Genomic DNA, 20723 nt, shown 5'->3' with positions numbered 1-20723 from the left:
ACCGGTTCCCGTTCCGCGCCGCTAAAACGATCTCGCCCACCGCATGGCGGATGTAAGGCGCAACTATACTGATTCATACCGATTTCGTTAAGCTTCCATAAATTTCGATGGGTCTGTTGCAGAACGGTTTCACATCATCGTGACGGCCGCTGTGACCCCGCCAGTTCCCGCCATGCTTGCGTTGCTGCGCCAGACCGTGGCGGAACTGGCGGTGGCGTGACAAGCTGCGAGGATTATGCTCGAAATCCGAATGGCCAGTGCGAGGCCCGGAGGACGTGTCGTGAAGAAGGGATATCGCGAACTTCTCGATGAGGCGAATGCCGAGATCGAGGTGGTGTCGCCCGAAGAGGCGGCCGGGCTGCTGGAGGATGACGACACGATCTTCGTCGATCTGCGCGACCCTCGCGAAGTCGAGCGCGACGGCAAGATCCCCGGTGCAAGGCATGTCACGCGCGGCATGCTCGAATTCTGGATCGATCCGGAAAGCCCCTACCACAAGCCGTTCTTCGCCTCGGGCAAGACCTTCGTCTTCTTCTGCGCCGGCGGCTGGCGCTCGGCGCTCGCCACCAAGACGGCGCAGGACATGGGTCTCACCCCGGTCAAGCACATCCTGGGCGGCTACACCGCCTGGAAAGCCGCCGGCCTGCCGGTCGAGCCAGGTCAAAAGAAGAAAGCCGACTGACCGGGTGCAGCACGCTTTCGCCGCAACTATTTCAATGCAGTGTCGATTCGCCTTCCCCGGTGACGAAGCGGACCGCGCGCGCGACGACATCCTTGTCGGCAAGGATGCGGCGGTGGCCAAGCCCATCGGCCCAATGCAGGCGGACATGATTGCCGGCGCCCGCATAGCGCTTGGCATGATCGGCGTGGACTTCGCGATCGTCCGGCGCATGGATGATCAGCGTCGGCACCGGCGCCTCGGCAAGCTGGCGGTCGCCGGTGAATTCGCTGAGCGGCCGACCCGACAGATGCTTCACCCGGTCCGCCATGGCGATCCGGGAGCGCGGCCCGACGTTCATCATGCGGCTGAAGTCGTCGAAAATTGCCGGCAGCGAGCTCGGCGCCGCGATCAACACCAGTTTTTCGGCCGCAAGCGGCGGCATGCCTCTGACCGACGCCGCAACGGCGTTGGCGGCGATCGCGCCGCCGAAGGAATGGCCGACGGCAGCGACAAACGGTCCGAACCATTCGCCGGCGACTCGCGCCGCGTCGACCGCGGTCACCATGTTGAGATGTCTGCCGAGCGAATGGCCGTGCCCCGGCAGGTCGAGCGAGACGACCTTGTAGCCGGCCCCGCGAAATCCTTCGATCAGCGCGCGCATATATTCGGTGCGCGAGCGCCAGCCATGGATGACGAGCACTGTGCCGCAAGAGTCCCTACCCGGCTCTGCCCGGAACTCATGCACCGCAACGCAGTCCGTCTTGGTTTTCAGCCGGTGGTGGCGCGCCTCGGCCATGAAACCGGCAGCGCGCTCGACGGCGCGGCGCTCGCCATCGCTCAACGCCTTGACGTTGGGTGTGCGGCAAAACAATTCGAACGCGGCGCGGCCGCTGAGACGCGGAACGACATGCTCGGCCGCACCGAACACGCCCCGGATGACCTTCAATCCAAATGATGCCATAGTTGCGGTCCATCCATTCGTTCAAGCATGAACATAATAGTTCAAACATGAACATTAAGCAAGAGCTGCCCTGGGACAATCCGCGCTTTCGCAACTGGGTTGCGGTGGCGCGCGCCTGCCATGTGCTGGAGCGAACGCTGGCGACTAAACTCACTCCGCTCGATCTCAAGCCGGCGCAGCTCGACGTGCTGATGAACCTCTACCGCCACCCCGGCATGTCGCAGCACGACCTTGCCCGCAAGCTCCTGGTCGGCCGTTCCAACATCACCATGCTGTTGCCGCAGCTCGAAGCGCGCGGTCTGCTGCGCCGCGAAGGCGACGAGAAGGACAAGCGGGTGCTGCGGCTAAACCTCACCGAAGCCGGCGAGGCGTTGCTGATGCGGGCGCTGAAAGTGCACATGGCGTTGATCGAGAAGGCGATGAGCCAGTCGACGCCGGAACAGTGCGACATGATCGGCGAGCAGATGCGCAAGATCGCCGACGTGCTGAAGGAAGCCTGAGCAACGGCACGCCTATGTTCAGGTCAGGCCGAGTTTGCAGGCCTCACCTGAACATCCTCACCACATCGTCTTCTTCGCCCGCTCCGGCCATTCCCTGTCGTAAGTCTCACCGTCGATGTTCTTGCGGCTGGTGATCTCGAGGATCTGGCCGGGCGTCGGCAGCGACTTCGGGTCGACATGCCTTGCGGGATTCCAGAGTTCCGAGCGGACGATGGCGCGGGCGCACTGGAAATAGACCGTTTCGACCGAAATCACGGTGACCGACCGGGCCGGTTTGCCGTCGACCGTGAAGGAGGCGCAAAGCTCGGCATCGGTGGTGATCTGGGCGCGGCCGTTGACGCGGAGCGTCGTGCCGGAGCCCGGCACCAGGAACAGCAGCCCGACGCGCGGATTGCGAATAATGTTCTTCAGCGAATCGGCGCGGTTGTTGCCGCGCCTGTCGGGCATCATCAGCGTCTTTTCGTCGACGAGGCGCACGAAGCCGGCAAGATCGCCGCGCGGCGAGCAATCCAGCCCTTCCGGCCCGCTGGTCGCCAGCGCCACGAAGGGAGAGGCTTCGATGAAGGCGGCATATTCGGGAATCACATGGTCGAGTTCCTTGACGATCGAGGCCTCGCCGGGCAACCCGTAAAGGGTTTCGAGCTGTTCGACCGATGTGATGAGCGACATCTCTTTCGCCTCCTGACCTTTTGCCGGCGCTACTCTATGTCCATGACGCTTTGACGACGGCCCAGCACCGAAGTTGAACTTCCAAGCGCCAGGCTAGCGATCGCGGCTTAGTCCCTTCTTGGCAAGCTCGGCGAGATAGGCGTTCCAACGTTCCTCCTTCTCGTGGCCGAGCGTGTGCAGATAGTTCCAGGTGAAGATGCCGGTGTCGTGGAAATCATCGAAGGTGATCCGCACCGCATAGTTGCCGACCGGTTCGATCTTGAGGATCGCGACGTTGCGCTTGCCGGGCACGGTTACCCGCTGTTCAGGCGAATGGCCTTGCACCTCGGCCGAGGGCGAGGCGACGCGCAAAAACTCCGCCGGCAGCTCGAATGGCTGGTGATCCGGAAAGGTCACAGTGAGCAGCTTGCGGTCTTTCGAGACCCTGAGTTCCTTCGGCGCCGTCATGTTTGGTCCTGCGTGAGTGGAACCCTTCCCTACGCCGCTTCGTGCGATGCGGGAAGGTCATCGGAGGCAGCCGACATGCAATGTCGGTCGGGGACTGTTACCAAAGATCAAGACCTTCTATCTTGAATACCGGCCCGGATCGTATCACATAGCCGTATATAACGAGCCCGTTCACGGCCACGGAAGCGCTTGAACATGGACATGATCGACCCATTCGGTCGCACGATCACCTACCTTCGCGTGTCGGTCACCGACCGCTGCGACTTCCGCTGCACCTATTGCATGGCCGAAGACATGACATTCCTGCCGAAGAAGGATCTGCTGTCGCTCGAGGAACTCGACCGGCTCTGCACCGTCTTCATCGAAAAGGGTGTCAGGAAACTCAGGCTGACCGGCGGCGAGCCGCTGGTGCGCAAGAACATCATGCATCTGGTGCGCCAGTTGTCGCGCCACCTGAAGAGCGGCGCCCTTGAGGAGCTGACGCTCACCACCAACGGCTCGCAGCTGTCGCGCTTTGCCGCCGAACTCGCAGATTGCGGGGTGAAGCGCATCAACGTCTCGCTCGACACGCTGGATGCCGACAAATTCCGCCAGATCACTCGTTGGGGCAATCTCGGCAAGGTCATGGAGGGCATCGATGCCGCGCAGGCCGCGGGCCTGAAGGTCAAGCTCAATGCCGTGGCGCTGCGCGACTTCAACGACGCCGAAATCCCCGAGATGCTGCGCTGGGCGCATGGCCGCGGCATGGACCTGACCGTCATCGAAACCATGCCGATGGGCGAGATCGACGCCGACCGCACCGACCAATACCTGCCGCTGTCGCTGCTGCGCGCCTCGCTGGAGCGCCAGTTCACGCTGACCGACATCCCTTACAAGACCGGCGGCCCTGCCCGCTATGTCCAGATCGCCGAGACCGGCGGACGACTCGGCTTCATAACGCCGATGACGCATAATTTCTGCGAAAGCTGCAATCGCGTGAGGCTGACCTGCACCGGCACGCTTTATATGTGCCTCGGTCAGGAGGACGCCGCGGACCTCAGGGCGCCGTTGCGTGCGTCCGAAGGCAACGAACTGGTCGGCGAGGCCATAGACGAGGCGATCGGACGCAAGCCGAAGGGGCACGATTTCATCATCGACCGCCGCACCAGCCGTCCATCGGTGTCGCGCCATATGAGCGTCACCGGCGGCTGATTTTTCCCCAGGATTGGTGCAAGATCGCCTTCGGTCACTGACTTGGGGGCAATATGAAGCGTCTTCACCTTATCCAGGGTGCGCCTTTGGCGATCGCCTTGTCGTTTCTCCCGGTCGTGACGGCAACGGCCATCGCGAGGCCATTCACCTACGTCAATGCGCGCTTCGGCACCGCGTGCACCTTCCCCGACGAGATTTTCAGCGACCGCTTGCCCGAGCCCGAAAATGGCGATGGCCAACAATGGCTCAGCGCCGACGGCGCCAGCCTGACCTGCTCCGGCATCTACAACATCGACGACGACACGCCAAAAACCTTCGTCGCCGGCGAAAAGCAAAACACTGGACCAGGCTACAAGGTGACCTACAGCAAGACCGGCAAGAATTGGGCGGTGCTGTCCGGCGTCAAAGGCGACAAGGTCTTTTACGAGCGGCGCCTGTTCGGAAAGGACGGCGTCATTCGCACCGTCTGGATCGAATATCCTTCATCGCTCAAGACGAAATACGATCCGCTTGCCGGGGCCATCGCGAAGAGCCTGCGCGGTCCGTGAGGCAAGCCAGCCTCCATAGAAAATGACCTTCCGCGTGGGCTTCCGCCGGATTTACCGCTGACCCGTTCCGGCCTAGCCTCCAGAGGCGATTTTCGCACCAGGGGGAATTCTCATGCGCACATTCATGCTTTCGCTTGCAATGCTTGGTGTTGCTTCCATACCGGCGGCGGCCCAGTCGATCGGCGGCACCCACACCGTCGCCGGCACCAATTTCGACGGCTCGAAATATAGCGGCGAGGCGACCATCACGCTGACCAGCGACACCACCTGCACGATCCATTGGGAAACCGGCGGCTCGACCTCCGACGGCATCTGTATGCGCAACGACAATGCCTTTTCTGCCGGCTACGCGATGGGCAAGGAAATCGGCCTCGTCGTCTACAAGGTCGAGAAAGACGGCTCGCTGCACGGGCTGTGGACCATCGCCGGCCAGAACGGCAACGGCACCGAAGTGCTGACGCCCAAGTAAGCGTAGCGTTCGCAAATCGATCGTTCGGGCCGCGGAGAAATTCGTGGCCCATTTCTTTGGCGTTGCTGTTTTCCGGTTGCCTGCTACAGGCTTGACCCCAAATAGAATCCGGAAACGCCCTTGCCTCTCTCGCCCAATCTGCGCGGCGCGCTGTTCATGGTCGTGGCCATGATCGGCTTCACCCTCAACGACGCGATCACCAAATTCTCGTCGGAATCGATGAACATGGCGCAGGTCATGCTGGTGCGCGGGGCGTTCGCGTCGCTCTTCGTCGGCGTGCTCGCCTGGCGGCGCGGCGCGCTGGCCAATCCGGCAGCGATGCTGCAGCCGATGGTGGCGGTGCGCGTCGCTGGCGAAGCCGGCGCCACCGTGTCGTTCCTGATCGCCCTTGCCCATCTGCCGATCGCCAATGTCTCGGCCGTGCTGCAGGCGCTGCCGCTTGCCGTGACGATGGGCGCGGCACTGTTCTTCGGCGAAGGCGTCGGCTGGCGGCGCTGGCTGGCCATTGCCGTCGGCTTTGCCGGCGTACTGATCATCGTGCGGCCGGGTTTCGAGGGCTTCAGCGTCTATTCGCTGCTGGCGCTCACAAGCGTTGCCTGCTGCGCCGTGCGCGACCTCGCCACCAAGCGCATCCCGCAGACGATCCCGACCATGCTGGTGTCGACGGCGACGGCGCTGGCCATGACTGTGCTGGGCGCGCTGCTGCTGTCGCCGATGGGTGGCTGGACGCCGATGAGCGGCAAGGCGACCGCGCTGCTGGCGCTGGCGGCGGTGCTGGTGCTCATCGGCTATCAGTTCATCATCATGGCGATGCGCTCGGGCGACATCTCCTTCATCGCGCCGTTCCGTTACACGGCGCTGCTCTGGTCGATCCTGCTCGGTCTCGTCATCTTCGGCGACGTCCCCGACCTGCCGATGAGCTTCGGCGCCACGATCATCATCGGTTCCGGCCTCTACGCGCTCTACCGCGAGCGCGTCGTCGGCAGGCTGCAGCCCGCCGCCGAAAGCGCTGGACCCGACATGGCGCCGGACGGCATATAGGCCCGATGGATCGAAGCGTTGCGGGAATCATCCTGGCAGGCGGCCAGTCGCGCCGGATGGGCGGCGGCGACAAGCCCCTGCTTTCGCTGGGCAAAGGCAGGCTGATCGACCATGTCGCCGCGCGTCTCGCACCGCAGGTCGGCTCGCTGGCGCTCAATGCCAATGGCGACCCCACGCGGTTTGCCGGCACGGACCTTCCGGTGCTTGCCGACACGGTGCCCGGCTATGCCGGCCCGTTGGCCGGCATCCTGACCGGCCTCGAATGGGCGGCAACGAACACGGCTTGCCGGTCGCTTGTCAGCGCGGCCGGCGACACGCCGTTCTTCCCCGGCGTTCTTGTCGAACGATTGGCCGCAGCGGCCCACCAACGGCCAGGCGCGATCGCCGTCGCCAGTTCCGATGGCCGATTGCACCCCACTTTCGCGCTGTGGCCTCTTGGCCTGTGCGATGCGCTGCGCCATTTCCTGGTCGACGAGGACAATCGCCGGGTTTCCGCCTTCATCGAGCGGCACGGTTTTGTCCAGGTGGAGTTTCCGATGATCGAAGCCGAAGGCCGGCGGATCGACCCGTTCTTCAACATCAACACGCCGGACGATCTTGCGGAGGCCGAACGTCTGTTGCAAAGCCTCCAGCCATGAGACGCGTATTCGGCATCACCGGGTGGAAGAATTCCGGCAAGACGACACTGACCGAGAAGCTGGTCGCCGAACTGGTCCGGCGTGGCTGGACGGTCTCGACGGTCAAGCATGCCCATCATGACTTCGACATCGACAAGCCGGGCGCAGACTCCTTTCGCCATCGCCAGGCGGGCGCCACGGAGGTCGCGGTCGTCTCCGACCGGCGCTGGGCGCTGATGCACGAGCTGCGCGACGAGGACGAGCCGTCGCTGGACGACATCCTGTCGCGGCTGGCGCCGTCGGACATCGTGCTCGTCGAAGGCTACAAGCGCGAGGCGCACCGGAAGATCGAGGCGAGACGGCTGGAGGCCAAGGACCGGACGCCGCTTGCGGCCAACGATCCGAACATCGTCGCTGTCGCCGCCGACTTTGCGGTCGAGGGCGAGAGCCCGCCAGTTTTCGACCTCAATGACACGAAATCGATAGCCGACTTCATCGAGCGCGCGACCGGTCTCGTTGCTCAGACCAAGTAACGCAGCGGCACTCGGCGATTGTCGTTTGCTGTTGTTTTGCGGTTGCTTTTCTCGGAAAGAGTGGGAGTATCCGGCCAGCGGGCGGACAAGTAGCTCCGTCCACAAGAGCCGCATGGGACAGCGGCCATGACAATATGAGAGGATTATCATGCGTATTGCACTGCGTATTGCGCTCGCCGCTTCGGCCGCGCTGCTGACACTTGGCGTCGCCCAGGCTCAGGAAGAGACCCTGAGGATCGGCACCGAAGGCGCGTACCCGCCCTTCAACAACTTGACCTCGGACGGCCAGCTGGTCGGCTTCGACATCGACATCGCCAAGGCCCTTTGCGACGAAATGAAGGTGAAATGCACCTTCGTCGCGCAGGATTGGGACGGCATCATCCCGGCGCTCCAGGCCGGCAAGTTCGACGCCATCGTCGCCTCGATGTCGATCACGCCCGAGCGCCAGGAAAAGGTCGACTTCACCCACAAATACTACAACACGCCCTCGGCGATCGCGGTGCCGAAGGATTCGCCGCTCAAGGGCGTGACCAAGGAAGACCTTGCCGGCAAGAATATCGGCGTCGCCACCACGACGACGCATTTCAACTATGCCTCGAAGACCTATACCGACAGCACCATCAAGGGCTATCCGAGCAGTCCCGAGGAGCAGGCAGATCTCGCCAACGGCCGTCTCGACGCCATCGAGGACGACATCGTAGTGCTGCAGCAGTGGCTGGATTCGCCCGACGGCGCCTGCTGCAAGATCCTTGGCCAGCCCTCGCCGCAACCGGTCGAGATCTTTGGACCGGGCGCCGGCATTGCCGTGCGCAAGGGCGAGACCGATCTGGTCAACAAGCTGAATGCCGCGATTGACGCCATCCGCGCCAACGGAAAGTACAAGGAAATCAACGACAAGTACTTCAAGTTCGACGTTTTCGGCGCCGAATCCTGATCATTGCGCTCAGGGCGGTGAGGACGTCCTCACCGCCCTTCTTTCGTTCCGGGATCGCCACGGAGACACGCCCCGCCAATGCCGGCCCAGAGCATTTGGACACTTCTCAGTTGGGGGCCCGATGGCTGGAGTGACGATATCGCCTCTGGCGTGCTGGTCACGATTGCGCTGGCGCTCGCCACGCTCCCCATCGGCCTGGTGATCGGTTTTTTCGTCGCCTTCGCCAAACAGTCGCAAGAACCGTCGCTTCGGCTCGCGGCCAATATCTACACGACGGTCTTTCGCGGCCTGCCCGAACTGGTGACGCTGTTCCTGTTCTTCTTCGGCATGCCGCTGCTGCTGCAGTACGTCGTCCGGCTGTTCAATCCGGACGCCACGATCGACGTGAACAGCTTCATTGCCGGCATGATCGTGCTGTCGCTGATCTTCTCGTCCTACGCCAGCGAGGTTTTTCTTTCCGCCTTTCGCGCCATTCCCAAGGGCCAGTATGAAGGCGGCTACGCCATTGGCCTTTCGAAATGGCAGACGATGCGCCTGGTGATCCTGCCGCAGTTGCTGCGCATCGCTTTTCCGGGCCTCGAGAATTGCTGGCTGAGCCTGCTCAAGGACACGTCGCTGGTCTCCGTCGTCAACCTCGCCGAAACCCTGCGCAATGCCGGCGTCGCGGCGCGCGTCACCAAGCATTCGTTCCTCTTCTACAGCGTCGCGGCGCTGGTCTTCCTTGTGCTGGCCATCCTGTCATCGATCGCCACGGCCTATATCCTGCGCTCGCTCGGGCGGAGAGAGGCACGATGAGCGTCAGCCAGGCTATTGCCGTCGACAGGCCGCCGCCCCAGGCTCGCGGCTGGCCGCGCGCCCGCATCATAGGCTACGCGCTGGTCGGCGTGTGGATCCTCTTCGGCCTCGGCATCGTGGCTTATCTGGTCCACGCCTGGCAGGGTGGCACATTCTTTGACAGATACGCGCCGGCCTACCTGCGGGGACTTGGCACCACTTTGGCGCTGGTGGGCATCTCGATGGTCACCGGTGCGATCCTGTCGCTCCCCGTTGCCTATGGCCGCATGTCAAAGAACCGGATCCTGTCCGGACTTGCCTATTGCTACGTCTATTTCTTCCGCGGCACGCCGCTGCTCGTGCAGACCTATCTGGTCTATTACGGCATCGGCTCGTTCAGGCCGGAACTGCAATCCGTCGGTCTCTGGTGGTTCTTCCGCGAAGCTTTCTATTGCGGGGTGTTTGCCTTTTCGCTCAACACCGCCGCCTACCAGGCCGAAATCCTGCGCGGCGCGATCGAGAGCGTTCCCCGAGGCCAATGGGAGGGCGCAGCCTCGCTCGGGCTGCATAAGCTTCAGACGCTGCGCAAGGTAATCCTGCCGCAGGCGATCATCGTCGCGCTACGGCCCTACGGCAACGAGCTCGTTTTGATGATCAAGGCCTCGGCCATCGTTGCCATCATCACCGTCTACGACCTGATGGGCAACGCCAAGCTCGCCTACGCCAACTCCTTCGACATCCAAGCCTATATCTGGGTGGCGATCGTCTATCTGGTGATGGTCGAGATCCTGCGCCACGGCGTCGAATGGATCGAGCGCCGGATCACCATTCACCTCAAGCGATAGAGCGCCGCGTTCCAGTCTGCACCAGTCGATGCGGCTCTGCGTGCCTTGACGAATTTTTCGCATGGCCTAGACCTTCCGCCACTGAAATCTCTCTTTTGTTGGAAGGCAGGTCTATGGCATCGGTTGCATTTCTCGGTCTTGGCGTCATGGGCTATCCGATGGCCGGCCACCTCAGGAACAAGGGCGGCCACGACGTCACCGTCTACAATCGCACCACGGCCAGGGCCGAGCAGTGGGTCGCCCAACATGGCGGCAGGCTGGCGCTGACGCCGGCCGAAGCGGCCGAAGGCAAGGATTTCGTGTTCTCCTGCGTCGGCAATGACGACGACCTGCGCTCGGTGACGACCGGCGCCAAGGGCGCCTTCGCCGCGATGAAGAAAGGCTCCGTCTTCATCGACAACACCACAGCCTCGGCCGAGGTCGCGCGCGAACTGGCCGAAGCCGCCGAAAAGGCCGGTTTCTGCTTCCTCGACGCGCCGGTGTCGGGCGGTCAGGCGGGCGCCGAGAACGGCGTGCTGACCGTCATGGTTGGCGGCGAGCAGGCCGCCTTCGACAGCGCCAGGCCTGTCATCGACGCCTTTGCCCGCATGGTCGGGCTGATGGGGTCGGCGGGCGCCGGCCAGCTCACCAAGATGATCAACCAGATCGCCATTGCCGGTCTCGTCCAGGGGCTGGCCGAAGGCATCCATTTCGGCAAGAAAGCCGGGCTCGACATCGAGAAGGTCATCGACGTGATCTCCAAGGGCGCTGCCGGTTCCTGGCAGATGGAGAACCGGCACAAGACGATGAACGCCGGAAAATATGATTTCGGCTTTGCCGTCGACTGGATGCGCAAGGATCTCGGCATCTGCCTGGCGGAGGCCAACCGCAACGGCGCCAGGCTGCCGGTGACGGCGCTGGTCGACCAGTTCTACAAGGACGTGCAGGACATGGGCGGCAAGCGCTGGGACACGTCCTCTCTGCTTGCGCGCTTGGAAAGATAGGCGGCGATGGCCCTGCCCGATCCGAGCTGGAGCGTCGACGATATCGTCGCTCATTTGCGCTCGATCGGCACCGAGGAGAACCGCGCCGGCATGGCGCGGTTCGGCATCAACACGAGAGCCGCGCTCGGGGTCGGTAATTCCGATCTGCGGCCGCTGGCGCGCAAACTGAAGAAGAACCAGGAGCGGGCGCTGCTTCTGTGGGACACCGGCATCCGCGAGGCGCGTTTGATGGCCGCCTTCACCGGCGAGCCGAAAAAGCTCGACATCGACCAATGCCGGCGCTGGGCCGTCGATTTCGACAGCTGGGAAATCGTCGACACCGTTGCCGACCTGTTTGCCGAAACGCCGTTCTGGCCTGAGCTGATCGAGGAATTCGCCAAAGACGAGCGCGAATTCGTGCGTCGCACAGCCTTTGCCATGCTGGCCTGGGGCGCGGTGCATCTCAAGAAGGAGCCAGACGCGACCTTTCTTGCCTATCTGCCGCTGATCGAGAAGCATGCCGGCGATCCACGCAACTTCGTTCGCAAGGCGGTGAACTGGGCGCTGCGGCAGATCGGCAAGCGATCCATCACATTGCACGCCCCTGCCCTTGCGCTCGCGGAGAAGCTTGCGGCATCGTCCGAGAGGACGGCGCGCTGGATCGGCAAGGATGCGGTCAAGGAACTGACGGATGCCAAACAGCTCGAACGGCTCGCAGTCGGAAAGGCTTGATCCCGGCCGCATCCGTTTCATCGAGGTGACGCGGGAGACGCGCGGCCGCTTCGAGGAACTGTTCGAGCAGCCCGGCGCGCCAAAATATTGCTGGTGCATGGCCTGGCGCCACTCCAGCCGCGAGCACATCCAGAACGACGAGAAGAAGCGCATGATGATGGCGCTGATCAAGGAAGGCACGCCGGTCGGCATCCTCGCCCAGCTCGACGGCAAGATGGTCGGCTGGTGCTCGGTCGCGCCGCGCGAAACCTATCGCAAGCTGTCGAAGCAGCAGGACGACAGCGAGACCGGCATCTGGTCGATCGTCTGCTTTTACGTGCCGAGAGCATTGCGCGGCGGCGGCCTCGCCTCCGCCCTGCTCGATGCAGCAATCGAGCATGCCTTCGCCAAGGGCGCGCGCACGATCGAGGCCTATCCGGTCGACGAGGCCGCGCCGAGCTATCGCTTCATGGGTTTTCGCGACATGTTCATCGCGCGCGGCTTTGAGGAGGTAGGCACTGCCGGCACGCGCCGGCACGTGGTGCGGCTAAGCCGTTGATCCGGAGCAGTCACAACGCTTTTACTCGATTCCGGAGATGGACTGGCGGAGGATAGAGCGACCATGAAAAACCATGTCATATCATCTGCGGTGCTGGCGGCTGCGCTCGTGCTCGCCGCCACCGGAGCCAATGCCGCAGCCGACGCCGCGCATATCTTCTGGAAGGATCTGCGCCCCGCAACGCAGGCGGTCGCCGAAGACGCCAACCTGCCGATGATCGCGGCGAAACTGCCCGATCACGGCGAGACGCTGTCGCTCGATCTGCAGGACAAGACCATTCAGTTATCCGGCTACGCATTGCCGGTCGATCGCGACGGCGACCTCGTCTACCAGTTCCTGCTGGTGCCGTGGACGGGCGCCTGCAGCCACATGCCGACGCCGCCGCCCAACCAGATCGTGCTGGTGACGCCGGCGCATCCCTACAAAATGTCGGAGGCCTACCAGCCGGTCTCCGTCACCGGCGTTCTGGAGCCCGGCATGGAGAAGAGCCAGCTCTTCATCCTCGACGGCGTCTTGATCGTCCAATCCGGCTACACCGTGCGCAAGGCCGACGTGGCAAGCGTCGACAGCGTGCCGGATGCGGTCACCCTTCCGGTTAACTCGCCGTGGAATTTCCTCAACAAAAAGAAGAACTAAATCTCGCCGCTTCGCGCATAGTGGAAAGCGGCGAGCGCCAAAGATCAGGCCGCGTTGGCGCCCGATTCCTTGTCGAGCACCATATAGTCGAGCGGAATCTCCGTCGTGTACTTGATCTGCTCCATGGCGAAGGACGACGACACGTCGCGGATTTCGATCTTGGCGATCAGCCGCTTGTAGAAGGCGTCGTAGGCGGCGATGTCGGGCACCACCACGCGCAGCAGATAGTCGACGTCGCCGCTCATGCGGTAGAACTCGACCACTTCCGGAAATTCCTGGATGACCTCGGAGAAACGTCGCAGCCATTCATGGCTGTGCGAATTGGTGCGGATCGACACGAAGACGGTGACGCGCACATTGACCTTCTCGTGGTCGAGAATGGCGACGCGCCGCTGGATGACGCCCTCTTCCTCGAGCTTCTGGATGCGCCGCCAGCACGGCGTGGTCGACAGGCCGACTTTCTTGGCGACATCGGCGACCGCGAGCGTCGCGTCCTCCTGCAGGAGGCGGAGAATTTTTCGGTCAAGGCGGTCCATCGGGAGACTCCAGGGGAATAGTTTCGCTATATTCCCCTTTATCGGGGCCATTCACAAGAAAGAAATTCTGCCAATGGCAGCAAAAGCGAGTGATATCTTGCCGAATGCCTAATCGAGGCGATAGCGGATTTGCGACCGCAGGAAAGGCAGCAAATCCATTTCAAACCAGGGATTCTTCTTCAGCCAGCCGGTGTTTCGCCATGACGGATGCGGCAGCGGCAGCACTTTCGGGCTGGCCGCCGCATCCCAGATGGCGCGCCAGTTCCTTACCGTCTCGGTCAATGAAGCACCCCGCGCGGCGCCCATGTGCCAGGACTGCGCATAGCCGCCGATCGTCAGCACCAGATCGATCTGCGGCATCAGCGCCATGAGATCAGCGCGCCAGGCCGGCGCGCATTCACGGCGCGGCGGCAGGTCGGCGCCCTTGGCATCCTGGCCCGGAAAGCAGAAACCCATCGGCACGATGGCGAATTTTTTCGTGTCGTAGAACTCGTCACTGCTGACGCCGAGCCAGCTTCTGAGGCGATCCCCGGAAGCATCGGTGAACGGCATGCCCGACATGTGCACCTTGGTGCCCGGCGCCTGGCTGGCGAGCAGGATGCGCGCGCTCGACGACGGCCTCAGCACCGGGCGCGGCTCATGCGGCAGGGACCGGCCACGCGGCTGCTCGACGCAGATGCGGCAGGCCCGCACCCTGGCGGTGAGGCTTTCCAGCGCTGGGGTCATGCTCGGCAAGTCGTCCAAATGCGGCCTCAGGCAGCGGCGCTTGGCCGGCTGGAGAGCGCCGCGTGCCAGCGCAGCACATTCACGCACTCCTCGGGCACCTTGATACGCGCCGGCTTCATGAAATCGATGGCGATCAGCCCGGTGATGTCGGCGACCGAATAGGTGTCGCCGGCGGCGAATTCCCTGTCCGCCAGCTCGCGATCGAGGAGATGCAGGAATTCGATGGCCTTGGGCTTGTTGGCCTCACCCCATTCCGGGATCTGCGGCACCTCCCAGTCCTTCATCGCCGGGTGGATGTGCCGGAAGGCGGCGGCGACGCAGCTTAGGAGATTGAACTCCATACGCCTTTGCCACATCTCCACCATGGCCTTGCCGAGCGCGCCTTTGCCGAACAAGGCGGGCTCCGGATGCAATTCCTCGAAATAGCGGCAGATGGCGATGGATTCGGTGATGATGGTGCCGTCGTCCAATTCGAGAACCGGCAGCCGCCGCAGCGCGTTGCGCGACGCCACCGGCTCCTCGCGATGCTCCAGCGCGCCCATATCGACAGGCACCAGCGGGACGGAGAGTCCCTTTTCCGCCAGGAAAACCCGGACCCGCCTGGGGTTGGGCGCGCGGCCGCCATCGAACAGCTTCATTCCATTCTCCGATCTTTCGCCTCGATCATAGGGCGCGCTTCAATGCATGTCGCCCAAAAGTGCGCAGCGGTTTTGGGGAGACGACATGCATCGAACAGAGCATCGCCAGAAGCGGCATCACCAGAAGCGGAAAAGCTCGCGCAGCGCGTCGCCAAGCGAAGCCAGCGCGCCATGCTTCCTTTCGACCGGCTGATCGTGATGGCTGTTGCGCCAGTCCCGCGGCTCCTCGAACGAGCCGGCCCAAATGCCGACCTTGGCGACCCGCGCAACGGCCTCCTCGGTTTCGAAGTCGCCGAAGGCGACGGCCCATCCGGCCTGCACTTGAGCACGGTTGAGGTCCGTGTCGCCTGACTTGCAGTCGCCGAGCAGCCTGCCGTAGCGATCGCGCTGCCAGCCGCTGCAGGACACCGGCCTGTTCGCGATCAGCCTCACCAGCGACTGCCGCGCAAGCCTGCCGCAAGGGTAGTCGGCGCCGTCCTTGCGGCACGTCTGTGTGTATTCCGGAGCGTCGATGCCGCGCATGCGGATGCGCTCGGTGCCCAGCGTAAGCGAATCGCCGTCATTGACGATCGCCGTGCCTTGCTCCCTGCGCGTCTCGAAACGGTCGAGGCGCGCCGCCACCAGGATGAACAGGCCAAGCACGATCGCGGTCAGCCCGTAATCCAGCAGCCTGCGCAAGAGGCTTCGCGGAGGCCGCGGAGCGTATCGCGGGCGCGGTCCTCGCGACCAGGAACGGCTCATATGGCAAACAGTCTCTTAATCATTCGAACGTAGCTTAACGAACTAAAAATCGCTGCGCGCAGAAATTGAACTTCGCATGCCTTTGCTACGCTCGGACACAGCGGACAAATTCATAGTGGACCGCAGGAGACCGCATCGCAACAGCGATGTGGCGCGCGCGGTGCGCAGGACGCGTGACCGCCTTTCGCAGCAGGCCGGCAGTCTCGACTTCGACCGCGAACTGTTGAAGCTGCACGCGCGCGCCATGGTGGTCAGCGCGGCGGTGATACCACTGCTGGTGCTTGCCGTGGCGGCGATCGGCCGCCTTTCCGGCGTTGGCAATCTGGTTGCCATCTGGGCCCTGTTCACGCTGCTTTGCTACACCATCGTCACCTTCATGGCGCGACGAGTCGAGCGCACCGAGGCGGCCGAGCTCGATCCGGTACGGACGCGCCGCGACTTCCTAATCGGCCATTCGCTGTGCGGCCTCGGCTGGGCCTGGTTCGCCTGGCTCGGCTGCGACACATGCCAGGTCGACCAGTTCCAGGTCGTCAAGGCCATGGTGCTTCTGGTTGCCATGGCGACGACAGCGGTCATGGCGTCGTCGCTGGGCGGCGCCCTGCTCGCGACCTTCGCCATCCCCGTGGCGGTCTATGTCTATGCCGTCCTGCGCCTTTGGATGCCGATCGAAGGGATCATGGCGGCACTTCTGGTCGCCGCCCTGCCCTTCTTCGGCTATGTCGCGCGCCACCTCAACCAAGCTTCGTGGATGGTGCTCTCCTTCCGTTCCGAAAAGGACGCGCTGATCGCCGAGGTGGAGACGGCTAAATCGATGTCCGACGAAGCAAGGCGGCGCGCCGAGGACGCCAATCTGGCGAAGTCGCGCTTTCTCGCCTCGATGAGCCATGAGCTCCGAACGCCGCTCAACGCCATCCTTGGCTTCTCCGAAGTGATGGCCAACGAAGTGCTCGGGCCGATGAACAACCCGACCTATCGCGACTACGCGCACGATGTGCACGATTCCGGCCAGCACCTGCTCGACCTGATCAACGAGATCCTCGACCTGTCGCGCATCGAGGCCGGCCGCTACCAACTCAACGAGGAGCCGGTGGGGCTGGTGACGATCGTCGAGGATTGCTGTCACATGATGGAGCTCAGGGCCCGCAACAAAGACATCCGCGTCATCCAGGAGTTCGAGACGACCTTGCCGCGCCTGTTCGGCGACGAGCGGGCCATCCGGCAGATCACGCTCAACCTGTTGTCCAATGCGATCAAGTTCACCGCGTCGGGAGGCGAAGTCCGCGTGCGCGTCGGCTGGACAGCGGGCGGCGGTCAGTACATCTCGGTCAAGGACAACGGCCCGGGCATTCCGGAAGAGGAAATCCCGGTGGTGCTTTCCGCCTTCGGCCAGGGCTCGATCGCCATCAAGAGCGCCGAACAGGGAACCGGCCTCGGTCTGCCGATCGTGCAGGGGCTGCTCGACATGCATGGCGGCGAGTTCGAGCTTCACTCCAAGCTGCGCGAAGGCACCGAAGCGATCGCCATTTTCCCGCTGAGCCGGGTGATGGAGGAATTGCCGGCGCTGCCGACCAAGGCGGTTGCGGCGCGCCGGCGCTGAGCCTCTGTCGTTACGGGAGATTGCCCGCTGCTATGAATACCACTGACTGGGATGCAGATAGCATCGAGATCAAATCGGAGCGCCTCTCACTCAAGCTGTTCACGGCCGATGACGCCGAGGACGTCTTCGCCTGCATCACGCCGGCAATAACCCGCTTCATGCAGTGGGAGCCGCCTCGATCGCCAGCCGCCTTCGCCGAGGTATGGCAATACTGGCTGGAGCCGATCTTTGACGGGTCGGACCTGCATTTCGTCGCGCGTTCTTCGCAGGATGGTTGCTGCCTTGGACTTGTCGGCTTGCATGCTGCTCGAACGCCGTGCCCGGAACTTGGAATCTGGATAAGGGAAGAAGCTCAGGGAAAGGGCATCGGCAAGGAGGCCATCGCCGCCGTGGCGGTGTGGGCGTCCGAGAAACTGGGGTCCGATGGTTTCGAATACCCCGTGGCGGAAGAAAACGTCGCCAGCAGAAGAATTGCGAAAGGCCTCGGAGGTTCGGTGGTCGGCAGCCGATCCAATCCAAAATACATCTCGGTAGTGTATCATATTCCCAAGCTTCGCCGCTGACGGCCCACAGCCGATTCCTGTCCTCCTGCCCTAAAGCAGGTCGCGCGAAAAAGGATTCACGCGACCTGCTTTAAGTTTTTGATTTTAAGCATGTCTTTGTCCCGAAACCGGACCACTTTCGGGAGACATGCTTTAGCCGCGCACTGCTACCGCCATACCGGAACTGGTGAGCGCCGCCGCCTTGATGAGACCCGCGGCAAGCCCGGCCCCTACCCCTTCGCCATGAACAAGGCCGAGGTCGAGCAGAGGCAACATAGCGAGCTGCTCGGCGACCTTGGCATGGCCGGGCTCTGGCGACAGGCTGGCGAGCAGGCAATGGTCCAGCGCGCTGGGATTGGCCCTATGCAGAACCGCGGCGGCAGCCGTCGCGACGAATCCGTCGAGCAACACCGGGATCTTCTGCATGCGGGCCGCGAGAATGGCGCCGCAGATCGCCGCGAACTCGCGGCCGCCGACCCGGCGCAACGCTTCGAGCGGATCGCCGAGGCTGGCACCGTGGAAGGCCAGCGCCCGGTCGACCGCTTCCGCCTTGCGCGCCATCATTGCCGCATCCGCGCCCGATCCCGGCCCGACCCAGTCAGCGCCCTTGCCGCCGAACAGCGCCGCGCACAAGGCAGCCGCAATCGTGGAATTGCCGACGCCGAGGTCGCCCAGGCAAAGAAGGTCGGCGCCGCCGGCGACGGCTTCCATGCCGAAGGCCATGGTGGCGGCACAGCCGCGCTCGTCGAGCGCCGCTTCTTCCGTGATGTCCCCGGTCGGAATGTCGAGGGCCAGATCGAAGACTTTCAGGCCGAGATCGTTGGCGATGCAGACCTGGTTGATTGCCGCACCGCCGGCGGCGCAGAGTTCAACGGCACTGGCGGTCGCCGAAACCGGCCGCGGCGAGATCGCATGCCGGACAGCGCCGTGGTTGCCGGCAAAGATAGCCACGAGCGGCCGGTTTACCGCCGGCGGCGCACGCCCGCTCCAGGCGGCGAGCCAGGTCGCGATATCCTCGATGCGGCCAAGCGAGGCCTTTGGCTTGTCGGTCTTGGCGAACAGCGTGCGGACGCGGGTTTCGGCGGCGGCGTTCGCCGTCGGCAGGCTCGTCAGGAGGGTGCGGAAATCATCGAAAGGCTTGGCGGTCATGTCGGTCTCTTTGCAGGAACAGGCAGCGGCATAGCCGCCTTCGCTGCCCGGCACAACCGCCCGGCAATGCCACGAAAGCGTCGGTCGGCGGCGCATTGCGGAGGGCTTGCATTGGCTTTGCGGTTGCACCATGTGGAGTGAAAGCAAGAGAACAGCATGACCGCCATCGAGTCTCCCTGCATACTCGTCTGCTCGATCGACATGAAAACCGGCTTCTGCTTCGGCTGCGGGCGCACGCGCGATGAAATCGCGACCTGGCTCACGATGACGCCGGAAATCCGGCGGACGGTGATGGCCGAGTTGCCGGCGCGGCTGGAGACGGTCGAACGCCGGCCCCGCCGCGAAACGCGGCGCACCCGCATGGCGCGCGAGCGTGGTATGTTGTGAGCAAGGACTGAGAAAGGGCCGGCCATGAACCGCCTGTTCTGGATCGTCATGCTGGTGATCGGCGCCGGTGTGATCCTGTTGATGATGAACGATTCCGCCGGCCGCACCTTCGGCATCGAGAACCACGATTTCAGCCGGCTGATCTGGGTCGGCGTCCTGGTGACGGTGATTGGCGCCAGCCTCGTTCGCTCGGGCCGGCCGCTCGGCGACATGGCGCGCAATATCGGCGTCTGGGCGGCAATCGTGCTGGCGCTGATCGCCGGCTACCAATACCGCTACGAGCTGCAGGACGTTGTCAGCCGCGTCACGGCCGGCCTTGTTCCGGGAAGCCCGCTGGCGCTGGGCGTCGACAATGGCCGCGCTACCGTCACGCTCGACAAGGCCGACAACGGCCATTTCGAAGCGCGAATCCTGGTCAACGGCGCGCCGATCCGGACCGTGGTCGATACCGGCGCGACCAGCACGGTGCTGACGGCTGAGGACGCCCAGGCGGCCGGGTTCAACCCGGCGGCGCTCAGCTTCACCGTGGACGTGTCGACCGCCAACGGCATGGCGCGCGCTGCAACCGTGAGGACCGATGAAATGGCGATCGGCGGCATCGTGCGCAAGGATATGCCGGTCATGGTCGCGGCGCCCGGCATGCTCGAGCAAAGCCTGCTCGGCATGAACTTTATCAGCTCGCTGTCGGGTTTTGACGTGCGCGGCGACCGAATGATCCTGCGCGACTAGACCTTCAAGCCGCTTCGGCTGCCGCCTTGCTGAGGCCGACTGCTTTACGGCTGTGCTTCAAGTGCGTCGTTCTTTGCCGACTATTCCTGAGCCCAACTACACGAATTCGTGAACGAGGGGATCTGAACCGCCGTAACCTCCGCAGGCGCCGCTGCGAACCTCCAGAAGAACCTGCCGCTTCCAGCATCGCCGGGGAGAAGGTTCGTCCAACAATGGAGGATAAGCATGTCAAACCGCCTGATTTCCGCCGTCGTCGCCAGTGCCTTTGCCGGAGCCATTGGCGCCGCCGCCATCAGCCCCGCAATCGCCGCGATGAGCGAGGCAGAGATGATGAAAATGCGGGAGATGACCAAGAAAGAGGTCGCTTCCGGCAAGATGGAGAAGTGTTTCGGTGTGGCGCTGAAGGGCCACAACGACTGCTACGCCGGCGCTGGGACCACTTGTGCGGGCACGGCCACCAAGGACTATCAGGGCAATGCCTTCAAGCTGGTGGCGAAAGGGACCTGCACCGCCATGAGCACCCCCAAAGGTCACGGCTCGCTGAAGCCGATCACCTGATTTCTCAGGAAACCTCGGCGGGTGGCTTTGCCATCCGCCACATCCTCAGCCTTTCCGGGAGC

The 20723-nt window shown here is 63.5% G+C and carries 28 protein-coding genes; 20 read left to right on the top strand and 8 right to left on the bottom strand.

From position 1 onward, the window contains the following. The first annotated feature begins 280 nt into the window (after positions 1-280). Positions 281-682 carry a rhodanese-like domain-containing protein gene (locus tag AC4FWB_RS01005; RefSeq protein ID WP_491023938.1) on the top strand — a complete coding sequence of 134 codons (402 nt, stop codon included), beginning with the start codon at positions 281-283 and terminating at the stop codon, positions 680-682. A gap of 31 nt (positions 683-713) precedes the next feature. Here AC4FWB_RS01005 and AC4FWB_RS01000 read toward each other — a convergent pair whose 3' ends face one another. Further along, entirely contained in the window at positions 714-1622 is a 909-nt protein-coding gene (locus AC4FWB_RS01000) for an alpha/beta fold hydrolase (protein WP_491023937.1), read from the bottom strand. Positions 1623-1669: 47 nt separating this feature from the next. On the opposite strand from AC4FWB_RS01000, the gene AC4FWB_RS00995 reads away from it, so the two are divergent. After that, complete coding sequence (locus AC4FWB_RS00995; protein WP_491023936.1) at positions 1670-2122, top strand: MarR family winged helix-turn-helix transcriptional regulator; 453 nt, start codon at positions 1670-1672, stop codon at positions 2120-2122. A 57-nt stretch (positions 2123-2179) separates the two neighbouring features. On the opposite strand, the gene AC4FWB_RS00990 is transcribed toward AC4FWB_RS00995, so the two are convergent. Both AC4FWB_RS00990 and AC4FWB_RS00985 read right to left on the bottom strand, forming a co-directional pair. Further along, the gene (locus tag AC4FWB_RS00990; protein ID WP_491023935.1) at positions 2180-2791 is read right to left on the bottom strand and encodes a pyridoxamine 5'-phosphate oxidase family protein; all 612 of its coding nucleotides are present in this window, start codon (positions 2789-2791) and stop codon (positions 2180-2182) included. A gap of 93 nt (positions 2792-2884) precedes the next feature. Next, positions 2885-3238: a gamma-butyrobetaine hydroxylase family protein gene (locus AC4FWB_RS00985; RefSeq protein ID WP_491023934.1), complete on the bottom strand. Its 354-nt coding sequence runs from the start codon at positions 3236-3238 to the stop codon at positions 2885-2887. Between the two features lie 195 nt (positions 3239-3433). Here AC4FWB_RS00985 and moaA point away from each other — a divergent pair, with 195 nt between their 5' ends. The 13 genes from moaA to AC4FWB_RS00920 all read left to right on the top strand — a co-directional run bounded on the left by moaA (position 3434) and on the right by AC4FWB_RS00920 (position 13058). Then, positions 3434-4429: a GTP 3',8-cyclase MoaA gene (gene moaA, locus AC4FWB_RS00980; RefSeq protein WP_491023933.1), complete on the top strand. Its 996-nt coding sequence runs from the start codon at positions 3434-3436 to the stop codon at positions 4427-4429. Between the two features lie 53 nt (positions 4430-4482). After that, positions 4483-4977 carry a hypothetical protein gene (locus AC4FWB_RS00975; RefSeq protein WP_491023932.1) on the top strand — a complete coding sequence of 165 codons (495 nt, stop codon included), beginning with the start codon at positions 4483-4485 and terminating at the stop codon, positions 4975-4977. Positions 4978-5089: 112 nt separating this feature from the next. Beyond that, entirely contained in the window at positions 5090-5446 is a 357-nt protein-coding gene (locus AC4FWB_RS00970; RefSeq protein ID WP_491023931.1) for a hypothetical protein, read from the top strand. Positions 5447-5566: 120 nt separating this feature from the next. Beyond that, entirely contained in the window at positions 5567-6487 is a 921-nt protein-coding gene (locus AC4FWB_RS00965; RefSeq protein ID WP_491023930.1) for a DMT family transporter, read from the top strand. 5 nt (positions 6488-6492) lie between these two features. After that, positions 6493-7125, top strand: coding sequence for a molybdenum cofactor guanylyltransferase MobA (gene mobA, locus AC4FWB_RS00960; protein WP_491023929.1), 633 nt, complete (start codon positions 6493-6495; stop codon positions 7123-7125). After that, complete coding sequence (gene mobB / locus AC4FWB_RS00955) at positions 7122-7637, top strand: molybdopterin-guanine dinucleotide biosynthesis protein B (protein ID WP_491023928.1); 516 nt, start codon at positions 7122-7124, stop codon at positions 7635-7637. The genes mobA and mobB overlap by 4 nt, the downstream gene beginning before the upstream one ends. Positions 7638-7785: 148 nt before the next feature. Continuing rightward, positions 7786-8571, top strand: coding sequence for an ABC transporter substrate-binding protein (locus tag AC4FWB_RS00950; RefSeq protein ID WP_491023927.1), 786 nt, complete (start codon positions 7786-7788; stop codon positions 8569-8571). A gap of 78 nt (positions 8572-8649) precedes the next feature. After that, entirely contained in the window at positions 8650-9366 is a 717-nt protein-coding gene (locus AC4FWB_RS00945; RefSeq protein WP_491023926.1) for an ABC transporter permease, read from the top strand. Continuing rightward, complete coding sequence (locus AC4FWB_RS00940; protein WP_491023925.1) at positions 9363-10190, top strand: ABC transporter permease; 828 nt, start codon at positions 9363-9365, stop codon at positions 10188-10190. The genes AC4FWB_RS00945 and AC4FWB_RS00940 overlap by 4 nt, the downstream gene beginning before the upstream one ends. 113 nt (positions 10191-10303) lie before the next feature. Continuing rightward, a complete protein-coding gene (locus tag AC4FWB_RS00935) occupies positions 10304-11173 on the top strand; it encodes an NAD(P)-dependent oxidoreductase (RefSeq protein ID WP_491023924.1) in 870 nt (289 codons plus the stop codon). 6 nt (positions 11174-11179) lie between these two features. Next, positions 11180-11884 carry a DNA alkylation repair protein gene (locus AC4FWB_RS00930; RefSeq protein WP_491023923.1) on the top strand — a complete coding sequence of 235 codons (705 nt, stop codon included), beginning with the start codon at positions 11180-11182 and terminating at the stop codon, positions 11882-11884. After that, complete coding sequence (locus AC4FWB_RS00925) at positions 11844-12422, top strand: GNAT family N-acetyltransferase (RefSeq protein WP_491023922.1); 579 nt, start codon at positions 11844-11846, stop codon at positions 12420-12422. Before AC4FWB_RS00930 ends, AC4FWB_RS00925 begins: the two co-directional genes overlap by 41 nt. Before the next feature lie 63 nt (positions 12423-12485). Beyond that, positions 12486-13058: a DUF3299 domain-containing protein gene (locus AC4FWB_RS00920; RefSeq protein ID WP_491023921.1), complete on the top strand. Its 573-nt coding sequence runs from the start codon at positions 12486-12488 to the stop codon at positions 13056-13058. 44 nt (positions 13059-13102) lie between these two features. Here the strand turns inward: AC4FWB_RS00920 and AC4FWB_RS00915 are convergent, their stop codons facing one another. The 4 genes from AC4FWB_RS00915 to AC4FWB_RS00900 form a co-directional block, all read right to left on the bottom strand. Continuing rightward, entirely contained in the window at positions 13103-13594 is a 492-nt protein-coding gene (locus AC4FWB_RS00915) for an Lrp/AsnC family transcriptional regulator (protein ID WP_126100371.1), read from the bottom strand. A gap of 108 nt (positions 13595-13702) precedes the next feature. Then, complete coding sequence (locus tag AC4FWB_RS00910; RefSeq protein WP_491023920.1) at positions 13703-14407, bottom strand: uracil-DNA glycosylase family protein; 705 nt, start codon at positions 14405-14407, stop codon at positions 13703-13705. Then, positions 14347-14958 (bottom strand): glutathione S-transferase, encoded by a 612-nt coding sequence (locus AC4FWB_RS00905; RefSeq protein WP_491023919.1) that lies wholly within the window; start codon positions 14956-14958, stop codon positions 14347-14349. The genes AC4FWB_RS00910 and AC4FWB_RS00905 overlap by 61 nt, the downstream gene beginning before the upstream one ends. A 117-nt stretch (positions 14959-15075) precedes the next feature. Next, a complete protein-coding gene (locus AC4FWB_RS00900; protein WP_491023918.1) occupies positions 15076-15699 on the bottom strand; it encodes a thermonuclease family protein in 624 nt (207 codons plus the stop codon). Positions 15700-15775: 76 nt separating this feature from the next. Between AC4FWB_RS00900 and AC4FWB_RS00895 the strand changes: the two genes are divergently transcribed. Together AC4FWB_RS00895 and AC4FWB_RS00890 are read left to right on the top strand one after the other, a co-directional pair. Continuing rightward, positions 15776-17296: a sensor histidine kinase gene (locus AC4FWB_RS00895; RefSeq protein WP_491023917.1), complete on the top strand. Its 1521-nt coding sequence runs from the start codon at positions 15776-15778 to the stop codon at positions 17294-17296. A 32-nt stretch (positions 17297-17328) separates the two neighbouring features. Beyond that, a complete protein-coding gene (locus AC4FWB_RS00890) occupies positions 17329-17859 on the top strand; it encodes a GNAT family N-acetyltransferase (protein WP_491023916.1) in 531 nt (176 codons plus the stop codon). Between the two features lie 132 nt (positions 17860-17991). On the opposite strand, the gene AC4FWB_RS00885 is transcribed toward AC4FWB_RS00890, so the two are convergent. Next, positions 17992-18987 carry a nicotinate-nucleotide--dimethylbenzimidazole phosphoribosyltransferase gene (locus tag AC4FWB_RS00885; protein WP_491023915.1) on the bottom strand — a complete coding sequence of 332 codons (996 nt, stop codon included), beginning with the start codon at positions 18985-18987 and terminating at the stop codon, positions 17992-17994. A 156-nt stretch (positions 18988-19143) separates the two neighbouring features. On the opposite strand from AC4FWB_RS00885, the gene AC4FWB_RS00880 reads away from it, so the two are divergent. The 3 genes from AC4FWB_RS00880 to AC4FWB_RS00870 all read left to right on the top strand — a co-directional run bounded on the left by AC4FWB_RS00880 (position 19144) and on the right by AC4FWB_RS00870 (position 20661). Beyond that, positions 19144-19374: a DUF1289 domain-containing protein gene (locus tag AC4FWB_RS00880; RefSeq protein ID WP_491023914.1), complete on the top strand. Its 231-nt coding sequence runs from the start codon at positions 19144-19146 to the stop codon at positions 19372-19374. A 24-nt stretch (positions 19375-19398) separates the two neighbouring features. Beyond that, positions 19399-20103: a TIGR02281 family clan AA aspartic protease gene (locus AC4FWB_RS00875; protein ID WP_491023913.1), complete on the top strand. Its 705-nt coding sequence runs from the start codon at positions 19399-19401 to the stop codon at positions 20101-20103. A 225-nt stretch (positions 20104-20328) separates the two neighbouring features. After that, positions 20329-20661 (top strand): BufA1 family periplasmic bufferin-type metallophore, encoded by a 333-nt coding sequence (locus tag AC4FWB_RS00870; RefSeq protein WP_491023912.1) that lies wholly within the window; start codon positions 20329-20331, stop codon positions 20659-20661. Positions 20662-20723 lie beyond the last annotated feature (62 nt).

It is taken from the genome of Mesorhizobium sp. LEGMi-168a (assembly GCF_058312955.1).
This window is presented reverse-complemented; position numbering and strand designations above follow the sequence as displayed.